The sequence below is a fragment of the Spirillospora sp. NPDC000708 genome, assembly GCF_040299565.1.
GTDB lineage: Bacteria > Actinomycetota > Actinomycetes > Streptosporangiales > Streptosporangiaceae > Spirillospora.
The window spans coordinates 27,001-52,275 of record NZ_JBEPCJ010000015.1 but is presented as its reverse complement, the minus strand read 5'-3'; the positions used below and the strand labels follow the sequence as shown (position 1 = coordinate 52,275).

General features: G+C 74.5%; 22 protein-coding genes and 1 pseudogene. 12 read left to right on the top strand and 11 right to left on the bottom strand.

Annotated elements, in window-relative coordinates; translation table 11 throughout:
- Positions 1-51 precede the first annotated feature (51 nt).
- Together ABT299_RS13730 and ABT299_RS13725 are read left to right on the top strand one after the other, a co-directional pair.
- Positions 52-801 (top strand): annotated as a pseudogene (locus ABT299_RS13730) (ABC transporter ATP-binding protein); the annotation flags it as partial.
- Positions 802-1,127: 326 nt separating this feature from the next.
- Entirely contained in the window at positions 1,128-2,390 is a 1,263-nt protein-coding gene (locus ABT299_RS13725) for a flavin-dependent oxidoreductase (protein WP_190865347.1), read from the top strand.
- Positions 2,391-2,429: 39 nt separating this feature from the next.
- On the opposite strand, the gene ABT299_RS13720 is transcribed toward ABT299_RS13725, so the two are convergent.
- Positions 2,430-3,053 (bottom strand): TetR/AcrR family transcriptional regulator, encoded by a 624-nt coding sequence (locus tag ABT299_RS13720; protein ID WP_433151398.1) that lies wholly within the window; start codon positions 3,051-3,053, stop codon positions 2,430-2,432.
- Between the two features lie 111 nt (positions 3,054-3,164).
- On the opposite strand from ABT299_RS13720, the gene ABT299_RS13715 reads away from it, so the two are divergent.
- Together ABT299_RS13715 and ABT299_RS13710 are read left to right on the top strand one after the other, a co-directional pair.
- A complete protein-coding gene (locus ABT299_RS13715; protein ID WP_500250960.1) occupies positions 3,165-4,544 on the top strand; it encodes an MFS transporter in 1,380 nt (459 codons plus the stop codon).
- Between the two features lie 11 nt (positions 4,545-4,555).
- Positions 4,556-5,266, top strand: a complete 711-nt coding sequence (locus ABT299_RS13710; protein ID WP_500250959.1) for an SGNH/GDSL hydrolase family protein — start codon at positions 4,556-4,558, stop codon at positions 5,264-5,266.
- On the opposite strand, the gene ABT299_RS13705 is transcribed toward ABT299_RS13710, so the two are convergent.
- The 6 genes from ABT299_RS13705 to ABT299_RS13680 all read right to left on the bottom strand — a co-directional run bounded on the left by ABT299_RS13705 (position 5,248) and on the right by ABT299_RS13680 (position 12,698).
- Positions 5,248-6,984, bottom strand: coding sequence for a bifunctional 3'-5' exonuclease/DNA polymerase (locus ABT299_RS13705; protein WP_500250958.1), 1,737 nt, complete (start codon positions 6,982-6,984; stop codon positions 5,248-5,250). The genes ABT299_RS13710 and ABT299_RS13705 overlap by 19 nt on opposite strands.
- A 116-nt stretch (positions 6,985-7,100) precedes the next feature.
- Positions 7,101-7,622 (bottom strand): DUF4234 domain-containing protein, encoded by a 522-nt coding sequence (locus ABT299_RS13700; RefSeq protein ID WP_500197571.1) that lies wholly within the window; start codon positions 7,620-7,622, stop codon positions 7,101-7,103.
- A gap of 165 nt (positions 7,623-7,787) precedes the next feature.
- Entirely contained in the window at positions 7,788-9,302 is a 1,515-nt protein-coding gene (locus ABT299_RS13695) for a metallophosphoesterase family protein (protein ID WP_500250957.1), read from the bottom strand.
- A gap of 109 nt (positions 9,303-9,411) precedes the next feature.
- Positions 9,412-9,810, bottom strand: coding sequence for a YccF domain-containing protein (locus tag ABT299_RS13690; protein WP_190865355.1), 399 nt, complete (start codon positions 9,808-9,810; stop codon positions 9,412-9,414).
- Positions 9,811-10,212: 402 nt separating this feature from the next.
- Positions 10,213-11,103 (bottom strand): diacylglycerol/lipid kinase family protein, encoded by an 891-nt coding sequence (locus ABT299_RS13685; protein WP_387023805.1) that lies wholly within the window; start codon positions 11,101-11,103, stop codon positions 10,213-10,215.
- A 5-nt stretch (positions 11,104-11,108) separates the two neighbouring features.
- Entirely contained in the window at positions 11,109-12,698 is a 1,590-nt protein-coding gene (locus ABT299_RS13680) for an FAD-binding oxidoreductase (protein ID WP_500250999.1), read from the bottom strand.
- A 150-nt stretch (positions 12,699-12,848) separates the two neighbouring features.
- On the opposite strand from ABT299_RS13680, the gene ABT299_RS13675 reads away from it, so the two are divergent.
- The 4 genes from ABT299_RS13675 (at position 12,849) to ABT299_RS13660 (ending at position 16,538) form a co-directional block, all read left to right on the top strand.
- On the top strand, positions 12,849-13,457 hold the full coding sequence (locus ABT299_RS13675) for a TetR/AcrR family transcriptional regulator (RefSeq protein ID WP_387023807.1): 609 nt from the start codon (positions 12,849-12,851) through the stop codon (positions 13,455-13,457).
- Entirely contained in the window at positions 13,454-15,004 is a 1,551-nt protein-coding gene (locus ABT299_RS13670) for a glycerol-3-phosphate dehydrogenase/oxidase (protein ID WP_387023809.1), read from the top strand. Before ABT299_RS13675 ends, ABT299_RS13670 begins: the two co-directional genes overlap by 4 nt.
- A 149-nt stretch (positions 15,005-15,153) precedes the next feature.
- The gene (locus ABT299_RS13665) at positions 15,154-16,056 is read left to right on the top strand and encodes a ferredoxin family protein (RefSeq protein WP_500250956.1); all 903 of its coding nucleotides are present in this window, start codon (positions 15,154-15,156) and stop codon (positions 16,054-16,056) included.
- A gap of 185 nt (positions 16,057-16,241) precedes the next feature.
- Positions 16,242-16,538, top strand: coding sequence for a WhiB family transcriptional regulator (locus tag ABT299_RS13660; protein ID WP_021600082.1), 297 nt, complete (start codon positions 16,242-16,244; stop codon positions 16,536-16,538).
- 220 nt (positions 16,539-16,758) lie between these two features.
- Here the strand turns inward: ABT299_RS13660 and ABT299_RS13655 are convergent, their stop codons facing one another.
- From ABT299_RS13655 to ABT299_RS13645, 3 genes are all read right to left on the bottom strand, one after another.
- A complete protein-coding gene (locus tag ABT299_RS13655; RefSeq protein ID WP_190865365.1) occupies positions 16,759-17,466 on the bottom strand; it encodes a phosphoribosyltransferase in 708 nt (235 codons plus the stop codon).
- Between the two features lie 69 nt (positions 17,467-17,535).
- Positions 17,536-18,567 (bottom strand): phosphotriesterase family protein, encoded by a 1,032-nt coding sequence (locus ABT299_RS13650; protein WP_190865367.1) that lies wholly within the window; start codon positions 18,565-18,567, stop codon positions 17,536-17,538.
- 39 nt (positions 18,568-18,606) lie between these two features.
- The gene (locus ABT299_RS13645; RefSeq protein WP_190865369.1) at positions 18,607-19,719 is read right to left on the bottom strand and encodes a YhjD/YihY/BrkB family envelope integrity protein; all 1,113 of its coding nucleotides are present in this window, start codon (positions 19,717-19,719) and stop codon (positions 18,607-18,609) included.
- Between the two features lie 784 nt (positions 19,720-20,503).
- Between ABT299_RS13645 and ABT299_RS13640 the strand changes: the two genes are divergently transcribed.
- From ABT299_RS13640 to ABT299_RS13625, 4 genes are read left to right on the top strand one after another with little or no spacing between them, the layout of a single operon-like run.
- Positions 20,504-22,171: a nitrite/sulfite reductase gene (locus ABT299_RS13640; protein ID WP_387023814.1), complete on the top strand. Its 1,668-nt coding sequence runs from the start codon at positions 20,504-20,506 to the stop codon at positions 22,169-22,171.
- 13 nt (positions 22,172-22,184) lie between these two features.
- Positions 22,185-22,346, top strand: a complete 162-nt coding sequence (locus tag ABT299_RS13635; RefSeq protein ID WP_190865373.1) for a hypothetical protein — start codon at positions 22,185-22,187, stop codon at positions 22,344-22,346.
- Positions 22,343-23,053, top strand: coding sequence for a phosphoadenylyl-sulfate reductase (locus tag ABT299_RS13630; protein WP_433151358.1), 711 nt, complete (start codon positions 22,343-22,345; stop codon positions 23,051-23,053). The genes ABT299_RS13635 and ABT299_RS13630 overlap by 4 nt, the downstream gene beginning before the upstream one ends.
- 8 nt (positions 23,054-23,061) lie before the next feature.
- Positions 23,062-23,811, top strand: coding sequence for a sirohydrochlorin chelatase (locus tag ABT299_RS13625; RefSeq protein ID WP_190865393.1), 750 nt, complete (start codon positions 23,062-23,064; stop codon positions 23,809-23,811).
- Positions 23,812-23,933: 122 nt separating this feature from the next.
- Here the strand turns inward: ABT299_RS13625 and ABT299_RS13620 are convergent, their stop codons facing one another.
- Positions 23,934-25,235 carry a M20/M25/M40 family metallo-hydrolase gene (locus tag ABT299_RS13620; protein WP_500250955.1) on the bottom strand — a complete coding sequence of 434 codons (1,302 nt, stop codon included), beginning with the start codon at positions 25,233-25,235 and terminating at the stop codon, positions 23,934-23,936.
- Positions 25,236-25,275 lie beyond the last annotated feature (40 nt).

Here is a 25,275-nt window from a genome sequence, read left to right as displayed (position 1 = left end):
CCCGCCGGCGGCCCGCATGCCGGAAGTCACCACACAGAAAAGGCGGCCGCGATGCTTCAGATAACCGGCCTCACGCACTCCTACGCCGACGGGCACAAGGCCATCGACGGGCTGGACCTCACCGTCCCCGACGGCGAGCTGCTCAGCATCGTCGGCCCGTCCGGCTGCGGCAAGTCCACGCTGCTGCGCTGCATCGCGGGACTGATCGCGCCGACCGCCGGCACCCTCACCCTGAACGGCGCGCCGATCAGCGGCGTGCCCGACGACCTCGCCGTCGTGTTCCAGGACTACAGCCGCTCGCTGTTTCCCTGGCTGACCGTCCGCGACAACGTCGCGCTGCCGCTGCGGAGGCGCGGCATGGGACGCGCCGCGCGCCGCGCCGCCGCGCAGGAGGCGCTGGAGTCGGTCGGCCTGCCCGACGCGGGCCGCAAGTACCCCTGGCAGCTGTCCGGCGGCATGCAGCAGCGGGTGTCGATCGCCCGCGCCCTGGCCTACCGGCCGTCGCTGCTGCTGATGGACGAGCCGTTCGGGTCGGTGGACGCCCAGACCCGCGAGGACCTCGAGGACCTCGTGCTCGGCGTGCACCGCACCGGGAAGATGACGATCCTGCTGGTCACCCACGACATCGACGAGAGCGTCTACGTCGGCGACCGGGTGGTCGTGCTGAACCGGTCGCCGGCCCGCGTGCACGCCGACATCCCGGTCGGCCTGCCCGCGTCGCGGGACCAGATCGAGACCCGCGGGCTGCCCGAGTTCGTCCGGCTGCGCGCCGAGGTCGGACGGCTGGTCCGCGGCGGCGCCAAGGTGCCGGGCGCCGCGCCCGCGGACGCGGTGGACGCCCCGGCCGAGAAGGAGGGCCCTGCCAAGGCGGACGCCCCGGCCAAGGTGGACGCCCCGGCCAAGGTGGACGCCCTGGCGAAGAACGAGGACGCCGCGGCCAAGGACGAGGTTCCGGCGAAGTCGGGTTCCGGGACCGCGGCCGAGGCTTCGAGGAAGCCGGCGGGCAAGACCAGGGGCAAAGCCGACCCGGCCTGACGAACGAGCGCCGCCACGAGCGGCCGTGAAACGAGAGCGGAGCGGGGGCCCGCGACTCCGGCCCCCGCTCCGGGGAACACGAAGGGCGATTCATGCGCGTACTCATCGTGGGGGCGGGGATCGGCGGGCTGACCACCGCGCTGAGCCTGCACGAGGCCGGGATCGAGGCGCTCGTCGTCGACTCGGTGCGGCGGCTGCGGCCGCTCGGCGTCGGCATCAACCTGCTGCCGCACGCGGTCCGCGAGCTGACCGAGCTCGGCCTCGGCGACGACCTCGCCGAGATCGGCATCCCGACCTCCGAGATGGTGCACTTCGACCGGTTCGGCGGGCGGATCTGGGGCGACCCGCGCGGCCGCGCGCTCGGCTACGACTGGCCGCAGTACTCCATCCACCGCGGCGAGCTGCAGATGGCGCTGCTCGACGCGGTGCTGACCCGGCTCGGCAAGGACGCCGTCCGCACCGGCACGGCGCTCGAACACTTCGAGCAGGAGGGCGGTCGGGTCCGGGCGCGCCTGCTCGACCGGGCCTCCGGCACCGCCGAGACCGTGGAGGCGGACGTGCTGATCGGTGCGGACGGGCTCCACTCCACGGTCCGCGCGCAGCTGTACCCGGACGAGCCCGCGCCGCTGTGGAACGGCATCCGGATGTGGCGCGGCGTCACCGAGGGCGAGCCGTTCCTCACCGGCCGGACGCTGGCCGTCGCGGGCAGCAACGCCACGTCCAAGATGGTCGTGTACCCGATCTCGATGCGGGCCGAGCGGCGCGGGCGGGCGCTGCTGAACTGGGTGGCGGAGGTCAAGCTCGCCGACGACCGGCTCGACCGGACCGCCGACTGGAACCGGACGGGCCGGCTCGAGGACGTCCTTCCCCACTTCGAGGACTGGACGTTCGACTGGCTGGACGTCCCGGCGCTGATCAAGGGCTCCGAGGAGATCCTGGAGTACCCGATGGTGGACCGGGAGCCGCTGGACCGCTGGACGTTCGGCCGCGTCACGCTGCTCGGCGACGCCGCGCACCCGATGTACCCGATCGGCTCCAACGGCGGCTCCCAGGCCGTCCTGGACGCGCGGGTGCTGGCCTACGAGCTGGCCCGCGCCGCCGACCCGGGCGAGGGCCTGCTCGGCTACGAGCGGGAGCGCCGCGAGGCGGCCAACGCGGTCGTCCTGGCCTGCCGCGACATGCCGGCGGAGCGGATCCTGCGGATGGTGAGCGAGCGCGCGCCGGACGGCTTCGACGCGATCGAGGACGTCCTGACCGCGGAGGAGCTGACCAGGATCACCGGCGCCTACCGCAAGACGTCGTTCGTCGACGCCGAGGCGCTCAACGGCCGCCCGTCGTACACGGTCGTCCGCTGACCCGCCGCGTAGGCGGCACCTGAGCCGGCGGCCCCGGGGTCAGTGCCCCGGGCCGCCGGGGGTCACGGCGGCCAGCAGAGTGTCGGCCGCGCGGGTGGCGCGGTCGTACAGCGACGGGTCGTCGTGGAGCAGCGCGTGGGCGGCTCCGGTGCGGCAGACGGCGTCCAGCTCGAAGGCGAGCTGCGGCACGTCGGCGGACGCGTCGATGTCGCCCCGGTCCCGCGCCTCGCGCAGGCAGCGCTCCAGGAAGGCCCGCCAGTCGCGCTGGGACGAGGCGATGGCGTCGCGGACGCGGCCGGGCCTGGCGTCGAACTCCGCCATCGTGGAGTGGAAGAAGCAGCCGCCCGGGAAGACCGGCTGCCGCTGGTAGCGCTGCCAGGCGTCCAGGAGCGCGCGGACCCGCCCGAGCCCCTCTGGGACGACGAGGGCGGGCTCCACGACGTGCTCGCGGAACACCTCGACGGCCTTGGCGACGGTCGCGAGCTGCAGCTCCTCCTTCGAACCGAAGTGCGTGAAGACGCCGCTCTTGCTGATCCGCAGCTCGGTGGCGAGCCGGCCGATCGACAGGCCCTCCAGTCCCTCGGCCGAGGCGATGTCGGCGGCGCGGCCGAGGATGACCGCGCGCGTCCGCTCGCCCTTGAGAACGCGTCCGTCAGTGCTCACGTGACCTAATCTGCACGACCGTTCGTACAAAGTCAATCCGGTAAACCCCTTGACGGGAGGCTTGTGGAGAGAAGAGTGTACGACCGTTCGTTCTTTTCTGGAGGACCTTCCATGACCGCCACCACGGCGCCGCCCCTCACGACGGCCGCGCGGCGGGACGTGCCCTGGCTCGCCGCCGGCGCGACGTTCCTGGCCATGCTCGACGCCACCGTCGCCAACCTCGCCGTCCCCGACCTGCACGCCGACTTCCCGGACGCCTCGCTGTCCGGCCTGACCTGGATCGTCACCCTCTACGCGGTGCTGTTCGCGGCGCTGCTCGCCCCCGCCGGCCGCCTCGCCGACCTCGTCGGCCGCCGCTCGCTCTACCTGTGGGGCACCGGGCTGTTCACGCTCGCGTCCCTGGCCTGCGCCGCCGCGCCGAACGTGCCCGTCCTGCTCGCGACCCGCGGGGTGCAGGGCGCCGCCGCGGCCGCGATGATCCCGGCGTCGCTCGCCCTGCTGCTCCACGACACCCCCGTCGCGCGGCGCGCGGGCGCCATCGGGCTGTGGAGCGCCGCGGGCGCGTTCGCCGCCGCCGTCGGCCCCGGCCTCGGCGGGGTCCTCGTGGACCGGTTCGGCTGGCGGGCGCTGTTCGTCATCAACGTCCCGTTCGGCCTGGTGATGCTGCTCGGCGGGCTGCGGCTGCCGCGCACCGCGGGCACCGCCGGGCGGCTGCCCGACCTCGCCGGGACGGTCCTGCTCGGCGCCGGCGTCGCCGGCATCGCGCTCGGCGTCACCCAGGCCGGCGACTGGTCCTGGACCGACGCCCGCACGCTCGCGCTGCTGCTCGGCGGCGCCGTCCTCGCCGCCCTGGCGCTGTGGCGGTCGGCCCGGCACCCCGTGCCCGCCCTGGAGATCGGGATGTGGCGCACCCGCGGGTTCGCCCTCGCCAACGCCGCCTCGTTCCTGTACGGGACGGCGCTGTACTCCTGGCTGCTGCTCGGCGTCCTCTACCTGACCGGCGAGTGGCACTACTCGATCCTCAAGGCCGGGCTCGCCTCGACACCCGGCGCCTTCACCGCCACCGCCGCGGCGGTCACGATGGGCCGCCTCACCGGCCGCATCGGCGTCCGTCCCGCCGTGTCGGGCGGCGCCCTGATCATGGTGGGCGCGGGGATCTGGGCGGTCGCCGGGCTGCCGGCCGAGCCGCACTTCCTCACGTTCTGGCTGCCGCTCGGCCTGCTGGCCGGGACGGGCATGGGGATGGTCACCACCGGCACCGCGTCCGCCGCCGCGCTGTCGGCCGGCCCGCAGCGGTTCGCGGGCGCGACCGGCCTCAACACCACCGCCCGCCAGCTCGGCGGCGCGCTCGGCATCGCGGCGCTCGCCGCGATGCTGCCGGACCGGGCGGTGCACGGCGACTACACCGCGGTCTACCTGTTCTGCACCCTCGCCGCCGCGGGCGCCGGCCTCGCGGGGGCGTTCCTGACCGTCCGCCCGAGCACGTCCTGATGGGAGACGACATGACCGAGACGACGCCCGCGAGCACGGCCGCGGAGCCCCTGACCGAGTGGACCGACCCCGCCGTGCTGACCGCCGCCGAGGCCGCCGCGCTGCTGGCCGACGCGCGGTGGAAGAGGATGGTGACGGTCGGCGACAGCGTCGCCGAGGGCGTCCGCGAGCCGGTGCCCGGCTACCGCGACCTGTCCTGGACCGACCGCGTCGAGGAGGCGCTCGGCGCGGTGACGGACGGCTTCACCGCGCTCAACCTCGGCCGCCGCGACCTCGTCGCGGCGCGGGTCGCCGCCGAGCAGCTCCGGCCCGCGCTGGAGTTCGGGCCCGACCTGGCGTTCGTGGTGGCGGGCGGCAACGACATGCTCCGCCCGCACTTCGACGAGGACGAGGTGCGGCGCGAGCTGGCCGCGATGGTCCGCGCGTTCCGGTCCGCCGGCGCGGACGTCGCCACGATCGGGCTGCTGGACATCACCGCCGCGGGGCTCGGCCCGGCCCGCTTCCGGGAGGTGCTGTCGGCGCGCACGCGGCGGTTGAACGAGCTGGCCGCCGAGGTCGCCGCCGAGCACGGCGCCTGCCACGTCGACAACCCGCCCGGCCACCCCGTCGCGGCCGACCCCGGCATCTACAGCGCCGACCGGCTCCACCTCAACGCCCGGGGGCACGCGTTCGCCGCCGCGAACACGGTCCGCGCGCTCGCCGCTCACTTGGCGTCGGCGTAGCGGTCCACCACCGCGATCTCCATCGGGAAGGCGACGGGCGTCGCGCCGAACAGCAGCCGCCGCGCCTCCTCGGCGGAGGCGCGGACGGCCTCGGTCACGGCGTCCGCGAGCTCCGCCGGCGCGTGCACGATGACCTCGTCGTGCTGGAAGAACACCAGGCGGGGCGGGCCGAGCGCGGTGAGGCGGCGGCGCAGCGAGCCGAGCAGGGCGAGGGCCCAGTCGGCCGCCGTCGCCTGCACGACGAAGTTGCGGGTGAAGCGGCCCCGGCTGCGCAGCGCCTGCGCGGCCGTCGCCGGACGCCTTGCCCCCTCCGCCGCCGCGGACGGGTCGGGCGCGTCGCCCTCGTCGTCGGCGGCCAGCGTCAGCTCGCGCCAGCCCGCCGACGGCGGCGGGCACGTCCGGCCGAGCAGCGACCGGACGAGCCGCCCCCGCTCCCCCGCGCGGGCGGCGGCCTCGACGTACTCGAACGCGTCGGGGAACCGGCTCTTCAGCACGCCGAGCAGCTGCACGGCCTCGCCCGTCCCGCCGCCGTACATCGCCGACAGCAGCGCGAGCTTGGCCTTCGCGCGCGCGGACAGCCCGCCCGTCGCCTCGTCCGACCGGAACGCGTCCGACAGCGCCTCGTAGAGGTCGCCGTGGGCGGCCGCGTCGGCGAACGCGCGGTCGCCCGCGAGGGCCGCGAGGACGCGCGGTTCCAGCTGCGCCGCGTCCGCCACCACCAGGCACCAGCCGGGGTCGGCGACGACGGCCCTGCGCAGCACGCGCGGGATCTGCAGCGCGCCCCCGCCGTTGGTCGCCCACCGCCCGGACACCACACCGCCCACCACGTACTCGGGGCGGAACCGCCCGCCGCGCACCCACGTGTCGAGCCACGCCCAGCCGTGCGCGGCGTGCAGGCGCGCGAGCTCCTTGTACTCCAGCAGCAGCGGGACGGCCGGATGGTCGACGCGCTTCAGCACGTGCGCGCGGGTGGACGGGATCGGCAGGCCCGCCGCCGCGAACGCCTTGAGGATCTGCGCCGGGGAGTCGGGGTTGACGTGCGTGCGCGGGCCGAACGCGGCGCCGATCCGGTCGGCGAGCTCCTGCAGCCGGCGCGGGCGCAGCCCGCCGGACGGGCGCGGGCCGAGCATCTCGGTGAGCAGCGCGTCGTGTTCGGCGGCCGACCAGGGCAGCCCGTCGTGGCCCAGCTCGGCGGCCACCAGCGAGCCCGCGGACTCGGCGGCGGCGAGCAGCGCGAACCCGTCCAGCCCGGCGACGGCGCGCTGCTGCGCCGCGTGCACCTCGACGACCTGCCCGAGGTCGTCGGACGGAGCCGCCCGCTCGCCGCCGTCGTCGTCGCCGAACAGCGACGCCTGCGAGGCGTGCGCCGGCGCCTCCTGCGACGGCGGCGGGTCGGGCGGGACGGGCAGCCCGTGCAGCCGCGCCCACGCCGCCCGGACCGAGCGCGGCTCCCCGTAGCGGCCGGCGTGCCCCAGCAGCAGGTTCTCGACGAGTTCGAGGTCGTGGCAGCGCGCGACCCGGACGCCGGCCCGCAGCAGCCGCGGGTACAGCCGGGCGCTGGACGCCCACACCCAGCGCGGCGCGTCCGCGCGCTCGCGGGCGGCGATGTCGCCGGCCAGGTCGGCGACGGCGTACGCGGGCCCGGCGGGCGAGCCGTCCTCGTCCAGCGGCCGCAGTTCGCCCCCGTCCCCCGCCCCGGCGGCCACCGCGATCCTCACCCGCCCATTCTCGCCCCCGGGTACGACAGAACCCCCTCCGCGTGGGGCGGAGGGGGTTCGGAGCCGTTCCAGGAGGCCAGGGCCGGGGCCCCCTTGCGGGGTTGGAGCGGGTCAGGTCAGGCGACCAGGGAGACCTGCTGGCCCGCCGGGGTCTCGCCGTAGCGGTCGACGACCTTGTTGAGCTGGAGCTGGTAGTACAGGACGCCGAAGCCGAGGATGCCGAGCAGGAAGCCCATGCCTCCGCTGCAGGTCGCGGGCAGGCCCGCGGCGCGCTGCGCCTGGGCGATGCGCCCGCCGAGCTTGCACCACACGACGAGCGGCCAGATGCCGAGGGTGACGAAGCCGAAGATCATCGACAGCAGCGCGCCGGTGGCGGCGTCGTCGATGCGGCGGTCGTAGTTGTGCAGCTCGCTGTGGACCTTGAACATCCAGACGAGCCCGTAGACGCCGAGCGTGATCATCGGCAGTCCGAGCCAGGCGCCGACGGGGTTGCGGCGCTTCATGTTGTAGCCGGCGCCACGCGCGACGGCCTGCTGCTGCTGTTGCTGTGCCGGGGCGGGCGAGTAGCCGCCCTGGTAGCCCTGCTGCTGTTGCTGCTGCTGGTAAGGCTGGCCCTGACCCTGCTGGGGGTAACTCATCGAGTCGCTCTCCTGGGGACGCGGTCGTTCTCCGGCCGACCGTCCGTTACCGGTCACCTGGTCGGTGAGCTGAGACTGTAACGGCATTACGGCACGTCGCGCGGCAAATCGACGTATTTTGTCGACATTTCTGGCGGATTCTCCAATCCCCCCGTCACTCCCGCCTCACCGGAGCGGGATCGTCACCTCGTCCTCGATCGGCGGCGCCGCCTCGTGGTCACCGCAGCCGGTCGCGGCGTAGCAGCGGACGCGGAGCTCCGACGCGGTCACGTCCAGCCGCAGGAAGCTCTTGAAGAACGGCGGGCTGTCCCAGTCGGCCATCTCCGAGCGGAACCGCTGCGGCATCCGGCGCACCGGCAGCCGCAGGAAGCGGGAGCGGCGCCGGACGCCCCGCGGAACGCCCAGGACGAACGCGACGAACCGGGCGCGGCGGGACGGCTGGAGCCCGTCGTAGGCGCGTCCCGGCTCGATCCCCACCCGCGACCGGATGACGGCCGTGGCCTCCTCCGGCGTGAGGTCGAACAGCCCCGGCATCCGGGTCCACCGCCCGTACAGCTGGCTGTAGCGCGACAGCGAGTCGCCCCGCAGCGGGTAGCAGCGGAAGTCCTTCTCCTCCACCACCCGGGCGCGCGGGATCGTGTGCGTCGCGTGCATGAACGCGCCGCCGCCGCCCGACACGACGTACTGGATGACGCGCCCGGTCGCGTCCACCTTCACCGGGTAGCGCTGGTAGTTGTGGATGTCGCCGCCGACCGCGAGCACGTAGTTGTGCGCCGGGTCGCGGACGATCTCGTCGACCGTCCCTCCGCCCTCGATGGGCCCCGGGTGGTGCTCATCGTCCACGTACAGCGGCTTGCCCGTGACCAGCATCTTCGGCTTGGGGCCCGCAGAGACCCCGCGTAGCCATTCGCCCTGTTCGCGGTCGATGCCGCCGGTGATCCCGGTGTCGATGCCGATGATGCGCAGCGACGGCGTGTCGATCGCCCAGTACGGTCCGGGCTGGACGGCCTGCTGGTCCGGCGCGCCGCGGTACAGGGACCGGGCCTCCGCGAGCGCGCGCCGGTCGACCTTCCCCGAGTGCCGCCAGAACAGGCGCGGGATGAACGACAGCGGCCCCCGCCAGTGGGGCGAGCAGTCCGCGTCCAGGCCGCAGAACACGTGCAGGAACCCGCGGAGCCCGTCGTACCAGTCGTGGTTGCCCGGGACGGCGTAGATGGGCGCGGGATAGTCCCGGTAGGGCCGGTAGAACTTCTCGGGGTAGTCGCCCGCGTCGCCGGTGGGGTAGATGACGTCGCTCGCGACCACCATGAAGTCGGTGCCCGCGGTGGCGTGCAGCAGCGGCGGCACCACGGCGTACTGCGACCGGTCGCCCTCGCCCGTGTCGCCCAGGAGGGCGAAGGAGAACTCCTCTTCCGGGCGGTGGACGGTGAACGCCGCGGGGGTCCCGCGTTCCCGGAGGGCGGCCACGGCCCGGCGGCGGATCGCGTTGGACGGGTCGCCGAACAGCCGCGCGACCACGTCGTTGCGGGACCGCCACAGCACCTTCGGGCGGCGCCAGGAGAAGTCGGGGACGTGCTCGGGCAGCAGATCGCGGAACGTGCCCGGCTTGCGGCACGCCCAGCCGGCGCCCGCCTCGGACGCGCGGGAGTTCTCGGGGGCGGCGGCTTGCTCGGCGCACAAGGGGGCCTCCGGCGGGGGTGAAGGGGGGTGCTCCCAGCCTGTCCGGAGGCGATCTGGGGCGTCAAGCGACATCGCCGTGGAGAGACGGCGTGTCGCTCGGAGGGGTCGTTCAGGCGGCGCCGAAGGAGCGGGGGTCGCCGGACGGGACGATCTCGCGGCCGAGGGGCAGCAGCGAGACCGGGATCAGCTTGAAGTTGGCGATGCCGAACGGGATGCCGATGATCGTGACGCAGAGCGCGATCCCGGTGAACAGGTGGCCGAGGGCGAGCCACCAGCCCGCCACGATCACCCAGATGACGTTCCCGATCGCCGAGCCCGCGCCGGCGTCGCGGCGGCGCGCCACGGTGTAGCCGAAGGGCCAGAGCGTGTACATCGCGATCCGGAACGCGGCGATGCCGAAGGGGATCGTGATGATGAGCACGCAGCAGATGACGCCGGCGATCGCGTACCCGATCGCCAGCCAGAGGCCCGAGAACACGAGCCAGATCAGATTGAGGAGGGTGCGCACCGGCTCAGCCTAGGCTCGGGCCGTCCGCGCGGGAACGGGGCGCGCCGGGGCGCGTCCGGCAGTGAGGCTCCGGATCGGCACCGGGCGAACCGGACCGAGCCGGAACCGGACCGTGGTGGGCGCCGGCGCCACCCCCCGAGACGCCGGCGCCACCACGCGGAGGGCGCCTGCGGCCATCATGAGTCCCCCCAGAACGGCGAGCGATCGCCTTCTCATGATGCCTCCACAGACGACCCCAAGGTCCCGAAAGCGGGACGTAATTGACGCTATACGGAGGGCCGTAATGGGTGTGTAAACCGCCCCAAACGAGGGTCCAAAAACCGTGGATCAGGCGTCCGCGCAGGTCGGACGCCCTTTCGGCGGGCCCGGAATCGCCGTTCTACGGGGCGAGGGCGCGCGCGTCTACGGGGCGAGGACGCGGAGCGCCCCCGGCATCACCTTCGCGGTCACCGGGAGCACGCCCGGCAGCTCCCCGTCCGCGCCGTAGGGCAGCGTCCGGCCGGGCGGCCCGGCCAGCTCGATCCGCACCTCGCGGCCGCGCAGCACCTCCACCTGCGGCCGCCGGACGTGCGTGCCGGCCTCCAGCTCCCGCATCACCGCGAAGAACAGCAGCCGGGAGGCGTTGCGGACGAGCACCACGTCGAGCAGGCCGTCGTCCACGCGGGCGTCCGGCGCGACGTGCTTGCCGAACCCGTAGTAGCCGGAGTTCGCGGCGACGACCGTGTAGCCCTCGCGGCGGTGCTCCTCGCCGTCCACGATCACCCGGTAGTCGGCCGCGCGCCAGGAGGCGATCGCGCGCAGCGCCCCGACGTAGTAGGCCGCCGACCCGCGCAGCAGCCGGGTCTTGTTGGCGTTGGCGTTGGCGACGGCGTCCACGCCCGCGTAGACGCTGCCGAGCACGGGGGTGCCGTTGGCCTCGATCGCGTCGACCGCGCGGGGCTCCCCGTCCAGCAGCAGCGGGGCGAGCCGCTCCGGGTCGGCCGGGACGCCGAGCTGGCGGGCGAAGTCGTTGCCGCGCCCGGCGGGCACGATGCCGAAGACGGCGCCGGTGCCGGCGAGCGCGCCGCCGACGCAGCCGATCATGCCGTCGCCGCCGACGCCGAGCACCACGCGGCCGGCCTCGGCGGCGTCGCGGGCGACGGTGCGCGCGTGGTCCAGGCCGCGGCTGTACTCGACGGCGACCTCCGCGCCGGCCTCGCGCAGCAGCCGGGCGAGCGGGATCAGCGAGGACGCGGACGCCGATCCGCCGGCGGCCGGGTTGACGATCGCGGTGAAGACGCGGGGGGTGGTCATGGCGGCTACTCCCCGGCGGCCGGCGGGACGAGGACGCCGGGGTTGAGGATCCCGGCCGGGTCGAGGCGGTCCTTCACGGCCCGCAGGATCGCGGCGCCGAGCGGGCCGATCTCCCGGGCGTACCAGTCGCGGTGGTCGGTGCCCACGCCGTGATGATGGCTGATCGTCCCGCCCGCGTCGATGATCGCGTCGGAGGCGGCCCGCTTCGCGCCGTCCCAGTGCGCCACGGGATCGTCGCCCTGCGCGGAGACGACCGTGAAGTACAGCGAGGCGCCCGCCGGGTAGACGTGCGAGATGTGGCACATGACCAGCGGCGGCGTGCCGGCCCCGGACAGCGTGCCGATCAGCGCGCGGCGGACGGCCTCGTACAGCTTCGGGACGTCGCTCCAGAACGCCGCCGTCTCCAGCGTCTCGGCGAACGCGCCGACGTCGAGGAGCGCGTCGCGCAGGTAGGGGGCGCTGAAGCGGCCGTGCCGCCACTTCTCCCCCGGTCCCGCGCCGAGCGGCTCGCCGCCCGCCTCCCGCAGCGCGGCAGCGGTCCGGGCCCGGCGTTCGGCGATCTCCCCGGCGGTGCCCTCGTAGCCGAGGACGGCGAGGCATCCGGCGGCGGCCGACCCGCCGCCGATGGCGGCCGGGTCGGCGAGCCCGATCATGGTCTCGGTCTCGTCGGACAGCCGCAGCACCACGGGGAGCGGGCCGTCCTGGGCGAGGCGGCGCAGCGCGGCGGCGCCGTCGGCGAACGACGCGAACCGCCAGCCCTCGTACGCCCGCTCCGGCGGGACGGGCCGGATCCGCACGGTCACCGAGGTGATCACGCCGAACGCGCCCTCGGAGCCGAGGACGAGCTGGCGCAGGTCCGGCCCGGCGGCCGACTTCGGCGCCCGGCCGAGCTCCAGGGTGCCCTCCGGCGTGGCGACGGTGAGGCCGGTGACCATGTCGTCGAACCGGCCGTACCCGGCGGAGGCCTGCCCGCTGGAGCGGGCGGCGGCGAACCCGCCGATCGTCGCCCACTCGAACGACTGCGGGAAGTGCCCGAGCGTGTAGCCGCGCTCGCCCAGGAGCTCCTCGGCCCGCGGGGCGAGCATGCCCGGCTGCAGGACGGCCGTCCGGGACACCTCGTCGAGGGCGACCAGGGCGTCCATCCGGCGCAGGTCGAGGGCGACGAACGCGTCCACCCCCTCGGGGGCCAGCCCGCCGACGACCGAGGTGCCGCCGCCGAACGGGACGACGGCGACGCGCCGCTCGGCGCAGGCCCGCAGCACCGCGAGGACCTCGTCGTGGGAGCCGGGCAGCACGACGGCGTCGGGCGCGTCCGAGGTCTCGCCGGCGCGGATGCGCACCAGGTCGGGGGTCGACTTGCCGCGGGTGTGCCGGACGCGGGACTCGGCGTCGGTGCGGACGTGCTCCGCGCCGACCGCCGCGGCGAGCGCGGCGAGGGCGTCCTCGCCGAGCCGGGGGGCGGCGACCTCGATCGCGTCGAGGGCGATGGGGGCCGCGTCGCCGGTCTTCACGCCGAGCAGGTCGCGCAGGAGCCCGACGATCGGCTCCGGCAGCGGCGCGGCCTGGGCGGGGTCGCCCCAGCCGCTCCACAGCATGTCCCGCCTCCGCCCGGTGCCGGCCGTTTCCGTGCCCGCCGTCCCAGTGCTGGTAGTCAAGGCGCCTCCCCTTCACCGGGCCGCTCCCGGCACCGTGTTCCGTCCGCCTGTGTTCCCGTCCGCCCGTCGCGTGGGCTTACACTGTGACACATGACGTCGAATCGTCACAACAGGACGGCGGCCCGGACCGCCGACGACGCGGTGCTGGACGCCGCCCGCGACTGCGTGCTGGCGGTCGGGGTGCGCCGCACCACGCTGACCGACATCGCGCGCCGCGCCGGGGTCTCCCGCATGACGCTGTACCGCCGCTGGCCGGACGTCCGCACGATCGTGGCCGACCTGATGACCCGCGAGTGGACCGCGATCGGCACCGCGATGCGGCCCGCCGAGGACGGCCGCCCGGTCCGCCCCCTGCTGGTGGACGGCCTGGTCACCGGCGTCCGCATGTTCCGCGACCACCCGCTGCTCCGCAAGATCGTCGAGGTCGACCCGGAGGCGCTGCTGCCCTACCTGCTGGACCGCTGCGGCGCCAGCCAGCAGGCCTTCCTCGAGATCTTCGAGGAGGCGCTCGCCGCCGGGCACGCCGACGGGACCATCCGCGTGGACCACCCCGGCCGGCAGGCGCGCGCGCTGCTGCTGGTCGTGCAGTCCTTCGGGCTGTCCGCGCAGATCGTGATCGACGAGAGCGACCCCGAGCTCCGCTCCGACGCCTTCGACGCCGAACTCCGGCACATTCTGGAGAGGATGCTCTCGCCGTGACCTCCGCCGCCGCGCCGCCCTCGGCGTCGCTCACCGCCGCCCGCCGCGAGCGCGAGCTCGCCGCCCTCCCCGACGAGGTCGTGGACGTCCTGGTCGTCGGGCTCGGCGCGACCGGTGCCGGCGCCGCGCTGGACGCCGCGTCCCGGGGCCTGTCGGTCGCCGCCATCGACGCGCACGACCTGGCCTTCGGCACGTCCCGGTGGAGCTCCAAGCTGATCCACGGCGGCCTGCGCTACCTGGCGTCCGGGCAGGTGGACGTGGCGCACGAGAGCGCCGTCGAGCGCGGCGTGCTGATGTGCCGGACCGCCCCGCACCTGGTGCGCGCCCTGCCGTTCGTGCTGCCGCTGACGCCGCTGGTGTCGCGGTCGCAGGCGGCGGTGTCGCGGGCGGGGCTGCTGGCCGGGGACGCGCTCCGGCTGGCCGCCCGCACCCCCCGCTCGGTGCTGCCCGGCCCGCGCCGGCTGTCGCCGGTGGAGACGCTGCGGCTCGCGCCCGCGCTGCGCCCGTACGGGCTGCGCGGCGGCCTGCTGTCCTGGGACGGGCAGCTCGCCGACGACGCCCGCCTGGTCACGGCCGTCGCGCGGACCGCCGCCGCGCACGGCGCTCGGATCCTGACCCGCTGCCGGGCGGTCGAGCTGACCGGCTCCGGCGCGCTCGTCCGCGACGAGCTCACCGGCCGGGAGATCGCCGTCCGGGCCCGCGCGGTGGTCAACGCGGCGGGCGTCTGGGCGGGCGGGCTGGTGGACGGGGTGCGGCTGCGCCCGTCCCGGGGGACGCACCTGGTGCTGCGCGCGGAGGCGCTGGGCGGCCTCGCCGCCGGGATGCACGTGCCGATCCCGGGCGCGACCAGCCGGTTCATGCTGGTGATCCCGCAGGGCGACGGCCGCGTCTACGTGGGGCTGACCGACGAGCCGGCGGACGGCCCGATCCCCGACGTGCCGGAGCCGACGCCCGGCGAGATCGGCTTCCTGCTGGACATCCTCGGGTCGGCGCTGGACGTGCCGGTGCGGCGCGCGGAGGTGCTGGGCGCGTTCGCCGGGCTCCGCCCGCTGCTGGACGGCGGCGACGGGGCCACCGCGGACCTGTCTCGCCGGCACGCCGTGCTGACCTCGCGGGACGGCGTGGTGACGATCGTCGGCGGGAAGCTGACGACGTACCGGCGGATGGCGCAGGACGCCGTGGACGCGGCCGTCGCGGGCCGCGGCCTGGCCGCGGGGCCGAGCCGCACCGCGTCGCTGCCGCTGGTCGGCGCGGCGTCGCGGGACCGGCTGGACGCGCTGGACGCGCCGCGCCGCCTCGTCCAGCGCTACGGGACGGAGGCGCCGCTGCTGGCCGCGCTGGGGAGGGACGACCCGGCGCTGCTGGAGCCGGTCGTTCCCGGGCTGCCGGTGCTCGGCGTGGAGCTGGCGTGGGGGGCGCTGCACGAGGGCGCCCTTGACGCCGGGGACTTGCTGGACCGGCGCACCCGCGTCGGCCTGGTGGCCGCGGACCGCGCCGCCGCCCTGCCGGCGGCGGAGTCGCTCCTCCCCCGCACCGCGCTGCACTGAGATCCCGGCATCCGACAGAGGCCCCTAAAGGCCCCGATACCCCCTCATTTACACTGGTGTTCCGGGGACCCCGCTGGTGCGACCGGCGAAGCTTAGGTTACCCTTACCTAATCATCGATGATCGCGACCGTACGGCCGGGGGGACTCATTTGACGCGCGGGAAGGGCTGCGGGCACTGCCCGGGAAGCCACACCGGCGAGCGGCCGTGCCTGGCGAGCGCGACCGCCAAGGCGCGCTCCTGGCTGCTGATCGAGCACCCGGGCCCCTGGCCCGAGCGGGTGGCCGACCTGGCCGGGCCGGACCCGGTCGCCGAGGCCGTACGGGCCGCGCAGGCGGCCGGCGTGCGGCCGCAGCTCATCCGGCGGCCGGGGCGGCGCCGCGCGACGCCGCCTGTCCAGGTCTACGCGGGGTTCTCGTACGGCCGCGAGGCGTGGATCGAGGGCCGGGAACTGGCCGATCCGCGGGAGCTGGCCGGGCTGGACCTGCACGCGCTCGCCTCGGGCCGGTCGCCGGGGCTCGGCGAGCGGCAGGCGGACCCCGTCCTGCTGGTCTGCGCGCACGGCCGGCACAACGCCTGCTGCGCGCGGACGGGCGCCCCGCTGGCCCGATCCCTCGCCGGACGTTTTGACCGTCTTGTCTGGGAAACCACCCACGTCGGTGGTGACCGATTCGCGGCGAACCTTGTATGTCTTCCTCACGGGATCTATTACGGCGACCTCGGCGAGACCCAGGCCGTGGCCGCGATCGACGCCTATCTGCGCGGCGAGGTCGTGCTCGACCGGCTGCGCGGCCGGGCCGGGCGACCCGAGCCCGCGCAGGCCGCGGAGCACTTCGTCCGCGCGCACACCGGGCGCCTCGAACTGGACACCGTGACCGTGGAGTCGGTCACAGGGACATCCCGCTACGAAGCGGTCGTCACCGTTCAGGAGAGCCGTTACCGGGTCATCCTGGAGGCCGTCGAGCAGCCCGCGTGCGAGCCGGCATGCGGCGAGAACCTGAGAACCTACGCTGTTACGGAACTCACCCTTCTCAACGCGGCCGCCCTCGTGTAATCTCTCGAAGGCCCCATTCGAGGGTCTCCCTGTCGCACGGCCCCAGGTTTCCGGAGTAACCGGACGGGGAACAGAGCGGCAACTCCAGACGTTGGAACTTTCGGCGCTTCTGACTCATGTCACCCGAAGCACGTCGATGCGTCCATGTCCCGAAATTGTTCGAAACCAATCAAGGTGGGTGTTCCATGGCTCAGGTACGTCGGCAGGCAAACCTCCCTCGTCCCAGCTGGGGCTGGCAGGACGCCGCGGCGTGCCGGGGGGAAGACCTCGTGCTCTTCTTCGGCCCCGACGGCGAGCGCCAGCCCGAGCGTGAGATCCGCGAGCGCAAGGCCAAGCAGATCTGCATGGGCTGCCCGGTCCGCACGGAATGCCTGGACTACGCCGTGTCCCGGCCCGAGAAGTACGGCACGTGGGGCGGTCTGAACGAGGACGAGCGCGCCTCCGAGCGCCGCCGTCGCATGCGCCGCGCCAACGCGGCCTGACCGTCGCACGGCACGCCAGAACCGCTCCCAGCGCGCACCCCGGCACGCCACCGAAAAACGACACGGCCCCGCCCCGCGGGGCCGTTTGCGTTGCCCAGGGCCCGGCCGCCATGGCCGGGCCCTGGCGCGTTCGTTCGTCACATGTGCGTCACATCTGTGTTGCGGCCCGCGCGGATTTCCCGGCCGCCTTTACCGCAGCCGGCGCTTCCGTGTGGCTTTTTCACCCGAATTCGCCGCGCCCATTTCCGGCGCGCTCCAGCCACCCGGTCACGTCCCGGTCGGTCAGCTGGTCGAAGTCGCGATACCACTGGCCGACCGCGCGGAAGTCCCAGGGCGCCGCGGGCACCACCAGGTCGTCCACCTCGGCCTCCAGCGACCGCACGGTGTCCTCGGCGCCCACCGGCACCGCCAGGACCAGCCGGGACGGCCCGCGCCCCCGCAACGCCCGCACGGCCGCGCGCGCGGTCCCGCCGGTGGCGAGGCCGTCGTCCACGACGACCGCGGCGCGTCCGGCGACGTCCGGCAGGCCCCGGCCGCCGCGGTAGGCCGTCACCCGCCGCTCCAGCTCGGCGCGCTCGGCGCGCACCGTCGCGGCCATGTCGTCCTCGGTGAGGCCGAGCCGGTCCAGCAGGCCGCGGTCGAACACCGGCTCGCCGCCCTCGGCGATCGCGCCCACGCCGAGCTCCGGCTGCGGCGGGAACCCGATCTTGCGGGTCACCAGGACGTCCAGAGGCGACCGCAGGCGCCGCGCGACCTCGAACCCCACCGGGACACCGCCCCGGGGCAGTGCGAGCACCACGGCGCCGTCCAGGCCCATCGGAGCGAGCCGCGCCGCGAGCACCCGGCCCGCCTCCGCGCGGTCGGCGTAGGGCAGCGGGACGGTCTCGTCCGGCGCCGCCGCCCGCTTCGCCGTTCTGTTCCAAGACATTCGGCGCACCCCCTCCCGGGGTCGCGGAAGAGCTCCTGGGAGAGCCCTACCCGCCGGGCGCGCCGGGATTCAGCCCGCGGTGAGCCAGCGCAGCGGGTTGTCCCTCAGGACCGCGTCGAGGGTCGCGTCGTCGGCGCCGGCGGCGCGCAGCGCGGGCAGGAAGGTGTCGAACAGGTAGCCGTAGCCGCTGCCGCCGTACCGGACGATCTGCTCCATCCGCGAGACGCCGGTGCTCAGGAGCACCCGGTCGGCGTGCCCGGCCTCCATCAGGTCCATGACCGCGCGCACGCGGGCCCCGATCGCCGCGTGGTCCTCGCCCGCCAGGCCGAGCGTGCCGAACGACACGTACGCGCCGGACTCGGCGATCTTGCGGTGCTGGCCGGGGTCGTCCACCCGGTCCTGCTGGCCGACGGCGACGCGGTCGGCGGGCAGCCCCGCGGCGGTGAGGATCTCCAGCTGGGCCAGGCCGGCGCGGCCGTAGGTCGCCACCGACAGGCCCGAGTAGCGGGCGGCGCGGGCGGCGGCCCGCAGGCACAGCTCCTCGGCCTCGGTCGGCGCCTCGCCCCAGGTGCCGATCTCGCCGATCACCCCGGGCAGCGCGTTGGTGCCGTCCATCCCGAAGCCGATCTCGGCGAGCAGCCGCTCGGCCAGCCGGTCCACGCCCGACTGGCCTTCCAGCTCTTGCCGGGGGGCCTGGGGGGTCGTCCCCCCAGAATGACGCGCGCCGGGGCCGGCGGCGAGGGCCTCGCGGACGAACGCGGGGTGGAACGGCTCGGTGAACACGCCCGTCCCGGCGACCACCGCGACCCGGGAACCGGCGCTGACGCGGGCCAGCGCGGCGGCGTTGCGCCCCATGCCCGAGCAGGTCAGGTCGACGACGAGGCCGAGCCCGCGCTCCTTGCGCAGCTCGTTCAGCTCGCGCTGGACGCCCTTCTCCTCGTCCAGCCAGCGCCCCGGGTCGGACGCCACCTGCTGGGGCCGGGCCGGCCAGCGCAGGTCCATCCCCAGGTGCTCGTGGGAGAGCACCGGGCCGGTGATGTCGGACGTCGCGATCGTGCCGGTCACGGTCCGGAGCCGGCCGGTGTCCTCTCGGGGGGTCATGGAAAGCGAGGCTACGACATGTTTGGCCTTTTCAGAGCCTTATTCGTTGCAGTTTTTACCATTCGTCCCGGCGCCGCCGGCGCCGCTCGCGTCCTCGTCCGGCGCGGGCACGGCCGTGGCGGCGGTCGCGCCCGGCCCCTGCCCGCGGGACGCCTCCCCCAGGGCCCGCGCCCGGGCCGTGTCCGCGCTGGGCCACAGCCGGTCGATCTCGGCGTTCAGCGTGGCGCCGATCAGCACCGCGATGGCCGCCACGTAGAGCCACGCCAGCACGGCGATCGCGGCGGCCAGCGAGCCGTACACCGACACCCCGCTCAGCGACCCGCTCAGGTAGATCCGCAGGACCAGGCTGCCGACGACCCAGATCAGCAGCGCCAGCACCGCGCCCGGCACCTCCCGCCACCAGGCCGTGCGCACCGGGACGCTCATGTGGTAGAGCAGCGCCAGGGAGAGCACCGACAGGCCCACCAGGACCGGCCAATACAGCACCTGCACGACCGTGGCGCTCTCGGGCACCGCCTGCCGCGCCAGCGTCGGCCCGGCCACCAGCAGCGGGGCGACCACCAGCCCCACGATGAGGCCGAGGACGTACAGGATGAACGCGCGCGTCCGGGTGCGGATGACGCCGCGGATGCCCGACAACCCGTAGGCGATCGTGATCGTGTCGATGCAGACGTTGACCGCGCGCGAGCCCGCCCACAGCGACAGCACGAAGCCGATCGACACGATGTCGGGGCTGCCGCCCTTGATCACGTCGTCCAGCAGCGGCCTGACGACCGTGTTCACCGCGTTGGGCGTCAGCACGGTCTGGGCGTGCTCGATGGCCCTGTTGCGGATGTCCTCGACGGTCTCCTTGCTGATCACGCTGTGGAAGTGGCCCATGGTGCCGATCAGCCCGAGGGCCAGCGGCGGCAGCGACAGCAGCGCGAAGAACGCGATCTCGGCGGCGAGCCCGGTCACCCGGTAGCGGAACGCCCCGACCGCCGTCCCCCTGACCAGCCGCCACCCCACCGGGCCGCCGGAGCGCGCGAGGACGCCCAGCGCGGCGCAGAACGCCGTGCGGACGCGGCCGGCGGCGGCCCGGACGCGCGCCGCCGCCCTGCGGACGCGCGCGGCCGGGCCCGCGGCGCGGCGCGGGGCGTGGTCGGAACGCACGAGAGCGGTATGCCCGTGATCCGATGCCCCATGATCGGAGGCCCCGTCATCGGGGTTCCGGTCCGCCCGCGCGCGCTTGGACGACGCACCGGGCGACCCCTTCCGCGCCGGGGGCACGCGGCCCGGGGATGCGGCGGCCGGGCCGACGGCGCCTCCCATGTCGGCGGGAGGGGCACCGTCGTCCCTGGCCGGGGAGTCGCCGCCGGCGTCCGAGACGGTGGTCACACCGCCCAACCGTAGGGCGTGGGCCGCCGGCGCGCACGGGCACCGCGCCCACGCGGCCGGGTGCGCGAGCATCGATGCCCATCGGTGACAATGAAGGGGTGATCTGCCAGTCCTGCCGAGAACGCCACCACGGGGAGTGCCGTGGCGGCTCGTGGTGCGACTGCCAGCACAAGGCCGCGCCCGCGACGCCGTCGGAGCCGTCCGGGCCCGCCGGGGGGACCGCGCCGTCCGGGGAGCGGGCGCAGGGCGCCGAACCGCCCGTGAACTGGAAGCGTCAAGGATGACACTTCTCACTCGTTCACATTCCGGACGTCACTGGACAGCCCGCGAGACGGCGTGTCACAGTTTGAGCATGACTGCTGCGGACCCGCTGCTGGCCAAGCGCCGGCACGTCGACTTCCTCCGCGTCCGCAGCGCGATCTGTCGCTGACGCCCCAGACCACGCCCCCTTGCTCAGCCGGGCGCGTGGTGCATCGGCGTCACCTTTGACTTCATCCTGCTCAGCGTCGAGCCGGCTGCCTCAGAGCGCCGGTGCGCTACGCGTCCCTCACCACCACAGATGAGGACGCGCGCCGTGCCACCCGCGATCAAGCGCAAGAAGGGCGAGGGCCAGTGGGCCCTCGGCTACCGGGAACCGCTCAACAAGAACGAGGAGAACAAGAAGAACGACGACGGGCTGAACGTCCGCCGCCGGATCATCGACGTCTACTCCAAGACCGGTTTCGACTCGATCGACCCCGCCGACCTGCGCGGCCGGTTCCGCTGGATGGGGCTGTACACGCAGCGCAAGCCCGGCATCGACGGCGGCAAGACCGGGGCCCTCGAGGACGAGGAGCTCGAGGACAAGTACTTCATGATGCGGGTGCGCATCGACGGCGGCCAGCTCAGCGGGCCGCAGCTGCGCACCATCGCCGACATCTCCACCCGGTACGCGCGGGGCACCGCCGACATCACCGACCGGCAGAACGTCCAGCTGCACTGGGTGCGGATCGAGGACGTCCCGGCGATCTGGGAGGCGCTGGAGGCGGTCGGGCTGCACACGATGGAGGCGTGCGGGGACGTGCCGCGCACCATCATCGGCTGCCCGCTGGCCGGCATCGCGGCCGACGAGGTGATCGACGCGACCCGGGACCTGCGCGAGATCCACGACCGGTACATCGGCTCGCCCGAGTTCTCCAACCTGCCGCGCAAGTTCAAGACGGCGATGTCGGGCTGCACCGCGCACTGCACCGTCCACGAGATCAACGACATCGCGTTCGTCGGCGTCGTGAACGAGGCGGGCGAGACCGGCTACCAGCTGTACGTCGGCGGCGGCCTGTCCACCAACCCGATGTTCGCCCAGAGCCTCGGGGTCTTCGTGAAGCCCGAGCAGACGAGCGCGGTCTGGCACGGCGTCACCTCGATCTTCCGCGACTACGGGTACCGGCGGCTGCGCAGCCGCGCCCGGCTGAAGTTCCTGATGAAGGACTGGGGCGCGGAGAAGTTCCGCGAGGTGCTGGAGAAGGACTACCTCGGGTACGCGCTGCCGGACGGCCCCGAGCCCGCCGCGCCGCGCGCGCAGCGCGACCACGTGGGCGTCCACCCCCAGAAGGACGGCGACTTCTACGTGGGGTTCGCGCCGCGCGTGGGCCGCGTCAACGGCGAGCTGCTCGGCGTGATCGGGGAGCTGGCCGACCGGTACGGCTCCGGCCGGGTCCGCACGACCATCGAGCAGAAGATGGTCATCCTCGACGTCCCGGAGGAGAACACCGAGGCGCTCGCCGACGCGCTGGCCGAGCACGACCTCCAGGTCCGGCCTTCCACGTTCCGGCGGCAGACGATGGCCTGCACCGGCATCGAGTACTGCAAGCTCGCGATCGTCGAGACCAAGCAGCGGGCGATGGACCTGATGGACGAGCTGGAGAAGCGCCTGCCGGACTTCGACCAGCCGCTGACGATCAACGTCAACGGCTGCCCGAACGCCTGCGCCCGCATCCAGGTCGCCGACATCGGGCTCAAGGGCCAGCTGGTCGTGGACGAGAACGGCGACCAGGTCGAGGGGTTCCAGATCCACCTCGGCGGCCAGCTCGGCGCCTCGTTCGGCAAGAAGGTCCGCGGGCTGAAGACCACGTCGGCCGGGCTGACCGACTACGTCGAGCGGGTCGTCCGGAAGTTCGACGAGCAGCGCACCGAAGGCGAGACGTTCGCCGAGTGGGCGCGGCGCGCCGACGAGGCCGACCTCAAGTAACGGGCAGATCGGAATGAGCGAACGTGCCGCGCCGTTCTACTGCCCGTACTGCGGCGACGAAGATCTCGAACCCCTGGAGGAGCACGGGGCGTGGTTCTGCAACGCCTGCGTCCGCTCCTTCCAGCTGAAGTTCCTGGGTGTCCGAGCCGCCCGACAGACGAAGGAGTCCCGGTGACCCTGCTGGAGACCGACAGACCGACCCTCGACCTCGAGGACATCGTCGAATCGGCCGCCGCGGCGCTGGAGGGCGCGCCCACCCTGGAGGTCATCCGGTGGGCCGTCGCCACCTTCGGCGACCGCATCTGCCTCACCTCGTCCATGTCGGACGCCGCGCTGATCCACCTGGTGTCGAAGGTGAAGCCGGGCATCGACGTGCTCTTCGTCGACACCGGCTACCACTTCGCCGAGACGATCGGCACCCGCGACGCGGTCGAGGCGATCTACCCGGTGAACGTCATCAACGTCACGCCGTCGCGCACCGTCGAGGAGCAGGAGGCCGCGCTCGGCCCCCGCCTCTACGGCCGCAACCCCGACCTGTGCTGCCACCTGCGCAAGGTGGAGCCGCTCGGCCGGGCGCTGGAGGGCTACATGGCCTGGTTCAGCGGGATCCGCCGGGACGAGACCGCCAGCCGCCGCAACCGCCGTGTGGTCGAGTGGGACCGCAAGCGCGGCATGGTCAAGGTGAACCCGATCCTCGACTGGTCGCAGGAGGAGATGGACAACTACATCGAGGACAACGGGGTCATCATCAACCCGCTGCACTACGACGACTACCCCTCGATCGGCTGCGAGCCGTGCACCCGTCCCGTCGCCCCCGGCGAGGACCCGCGCAGCGGCCGCTGGGCCGGCATGGGCAAGACCGAGTGCGGCATCCACCTGTGAGCGTCCCCATGGTCGCGGTGGCGCACGGGAGCAGGGACCCCCGCGCCGCCGCGACCGTCACCGAGCTGGCCGGCGCCGTCCGGGCGCTGCGCCCCGGCCTGCCCGTGCAGGCGTCGTTCCTCGACCACGCGCCGCCGGCGCCCGACCGGGCGCTGGACGCGCTGGCCGGGGACGGCGCCGCCGAGGCGGTCGTGCTGCCGCTGCTGCTGACGGCCGCCTACCACAGCAAGACCGACCTCCCGGGCGTGCTGAACCGGGTGCGGGCGCGGTGGCCCCGGCTGGCGCTGCGGACCGCGCGGACGCTCGGCCCGCACCCGCTGCTGACGGACGCGCTGGAACGCCGGCTGTCGGAGGCGGGGGTGGAGCCGGGCGACCCCGACACCGCCGTGGTGCTGGTCGCGGCGGGGTCGTCCGACCCGGCCGCGAACGCCACGATCTGGAGGCTGGCCCGGGAGTGGCGCTCGCGCGGGTGGCGCGGCGTCGTCCCGGCGTTCGCGTCGGCGTCCCGGCCGACGCCCGCCGAGGCGGTCGCGGCGCTCCGCGACGCGGGCGCGCCCCGCGTGGCGGTCGCGTCCTACTTCCTCGCGCCGGGCTACTTCGCCGACAAGGTCCGCGCCGAGTCGCTGGAGGCGGGCGCCTGGGCCGTCTCCCCCGTCCTCGGCGCGGCGCCGGAGGTCGCCGAGCTGGTCGTCCACCGCTACGACGAGGCCCTGGCCGCCGCCCGCGCGGCCGGCGGCCGGACCGCCACCGCGGTCTGAGGCACCGGCCGCCGGGCCGCAGACCGCCGCCGCCATCCGACATGGCCCTGCCCTGCTAGGCCCCGCCCGGCACCGGGCGGGGCCTAGCAGGGCCTAGCGGGGCCTAGCGGGCTTTCAGCGGGTCAGCAGGACTTCAGCAGCCGGTCCATGACCCGGACGCCGAAGGCGAGGCCGTCGACCGGGACGCGCTCGTCCACGCCGTGGAACAGGCGGGAGTAGTCCAGGTCGTGCGGCATCTTCAGGGCCTTGAAGCCGTAGCAGCGGATGCCGAGCCGCGAGAACGCCTTGGCGTCGGTGCCGCCCGGGTTGCAGTACGGGGCCGGGTACCCGTCCGGGTCCTCGGCGCGCAGGGCCGCGCCCATCGCATCCACCAGGCGCCCCTCGTAGGGGGTCTCCATCGCGATGTCGCGGTGGATGAACTCGCGGGACACCCCGGGCGCGAGCAGCGCGTCGACCTCGGCGAGGAACGCCTCCTCCTGGCCGGGCAGGAACCGCCCGTCGACCCCGGCGGTGGCCTGGCCCGGGATGACGTTGATCTGGTACCCCGCCTCCATCATGGTCGGGTTGGCGGAGTTGCGCAGCACCACCTCGACCAGGTCGCGGACGTCGGCGCCCATGCGGTCCACGCTGCCCTCGACGTCGTCGGGGTCGAACGGCACGCCGCGCAGGTCGGCGACCGTCTCCAGCAGGCCGCGCACCGCGCCGATCAGGTGCACCGGGAACGTGTGGTGCCCGATGCGGCTGAGCGTGTCGGCGAGGGCCGTCACGGCGTTCCGGTCGTTGGGCGAGGAGCCGTGGCCCGCCCGCCCCCTGGCGACGAGCCGCAGCCACGCCTGACCGCGCTGGGCGTTCTCGATCGGGTAGAGGCGGCGGGCGGCGTCCAGCGGGTAGGAGAACCCTCCGCCCTCGCCGATCGCCTCGGTGACGCCCTCGAACAGGTCGCGGTGCTCCTCGGCGAGCCACCGGCTGCCGTGCACGCCGCCCGCCTCCTCGTCGGCGAGGAAGGCGAGGACCAGGTCGCGGGCGGGCCGCTCCCCCGTCCGCGCGAACTGCCGCGCGGCCGCCAGATGCACGGCCACGGTGTCCTTCATGTCGATCGCGCCGCGGCCCCACAGGTAGCCGTCGTCGGTGATCTCCCCGGAGAACGGGTGCACCGCCCACTCCGACGGGTCCGCCGGGACCACATCGAGGTGGCTGTGCAGCAGCAGCGCGTCCGACGCCCGTGCCGGGTCCGCTCCCGGGATGCGGGCGATGACGCTGGCCCGCCCCGGCGCGGACTCCAGCAGCATCGCCTCGACGCCGACGTCTTCGAGCTTCTCCGCCACGTACTCGGCGGCCTTGCGCTCGTCGCTCGTCGGGTTGGAGGTGTCGATCCGGATGAGGTCCCGGCAGAGGTCGGCGACCTCGTCCTCGGCGTTCCCCACGCCTTCTCCCCTTTCGTTGGTCCCGCTTCGTCGTCGGCCC

Excerpts from the sequence above, each read along its gene's own strand:
- ABT299_RS13675 (WP_387023807.1), top strand. The coding sequence starts at position 12,849 with ATGACGTCGAATCGTCACAACAGGACGGCGGCCCGGACCGCCGACGAC.
- ABT299_RS13625 (WP_190865393.1), top strand. The coding sequence starts at position 23,062 with ATGGTCGCGGTGGCGCACGGGAGCAGGGACCCCCGCGCCGCCGCGACC.
- ABT299_RS13685 (WP_387023805.1), bottom strand. The coding sequence starts at position 11,103 with ATGACCACCCCCCGCGTCTTCACCGCGATCGTCAACCCGGCCGCCGGC.
- ABT299_RS13710 (WP_500250959.1), top strand. The coding sequence starts at position 4,556 with ATGACCGAGACGACGCCCGCGAGCACGGCCGCGGAGCCCCTGACCGAG.
- ABT299_RS13715 (WP_500250960.1), top strand. The coding sequence starts at position 3,165 with ATGACCGCCACCACGGCGCCGCCCCTCACGACGGCCGCGCGGCGGGAC.
- ABT299_RS13655 (WP_190865365.1), bottom strand. The coding sequence starts at position 17,466 with ATGTCTTGGAACAGAACGGCGAAGCGGGCGGCGGCGCCGGACGAGACC.
- ABT299_RS13700 (WP_500197571.1), bottom strand. The coding sequence starts at position 7,622 with ATGAGTTACCCCCAGCAGGGTCAGGGCCAGCCTTACCAGCAGCAGCAA.
- ABT299_RS13660 (WP_021600082.1), top strand. The coding sequence starts at position 16,242 with ATGGCTCAGGTACGTCGGCAGGCAAACCTCCCTCGTCCCAGCTGGGGC.
- ABT299_RS13635 (WP_190865373.1), top strand. The coding sequence starts at position 22,185 with ATGAGCGAACGTGCCGCGCCGTTCTACTGCCCGTACTGCGGCGACGAA.
- ABT299_RS13725 (WP_190865347.1), top strand. The coding sequence starts at position 1,128 with ATGCGCGTACTCATCGTGGGGGCGGGGATCGGCGGGCTGACCACCGCG.
- ABT299_RS13640 (WP_387023814.1), top strand. The coding sequence starts at position 20,504 with ATGAGGACGCGCGCCGTGCCACCCGCGATCAAGCGCAAGAAGGGCGAG.
- ABT299_RS13680 (WP_500250999.1), bottom strand. The coding sequence starts at position 12,698 with ATGCTGTGGAGCGGCTGGGGCGACCCCGCCCAGGCCGCGCCGCTGCCG.
- ABT299_RS13650 (WP_190865367.1), bottom strand. The coding sequence starts at position 18,567 with ATGACCCCCCGAGAGGACACCGGCCGGCTCCGGACCGTGACCGGCACG.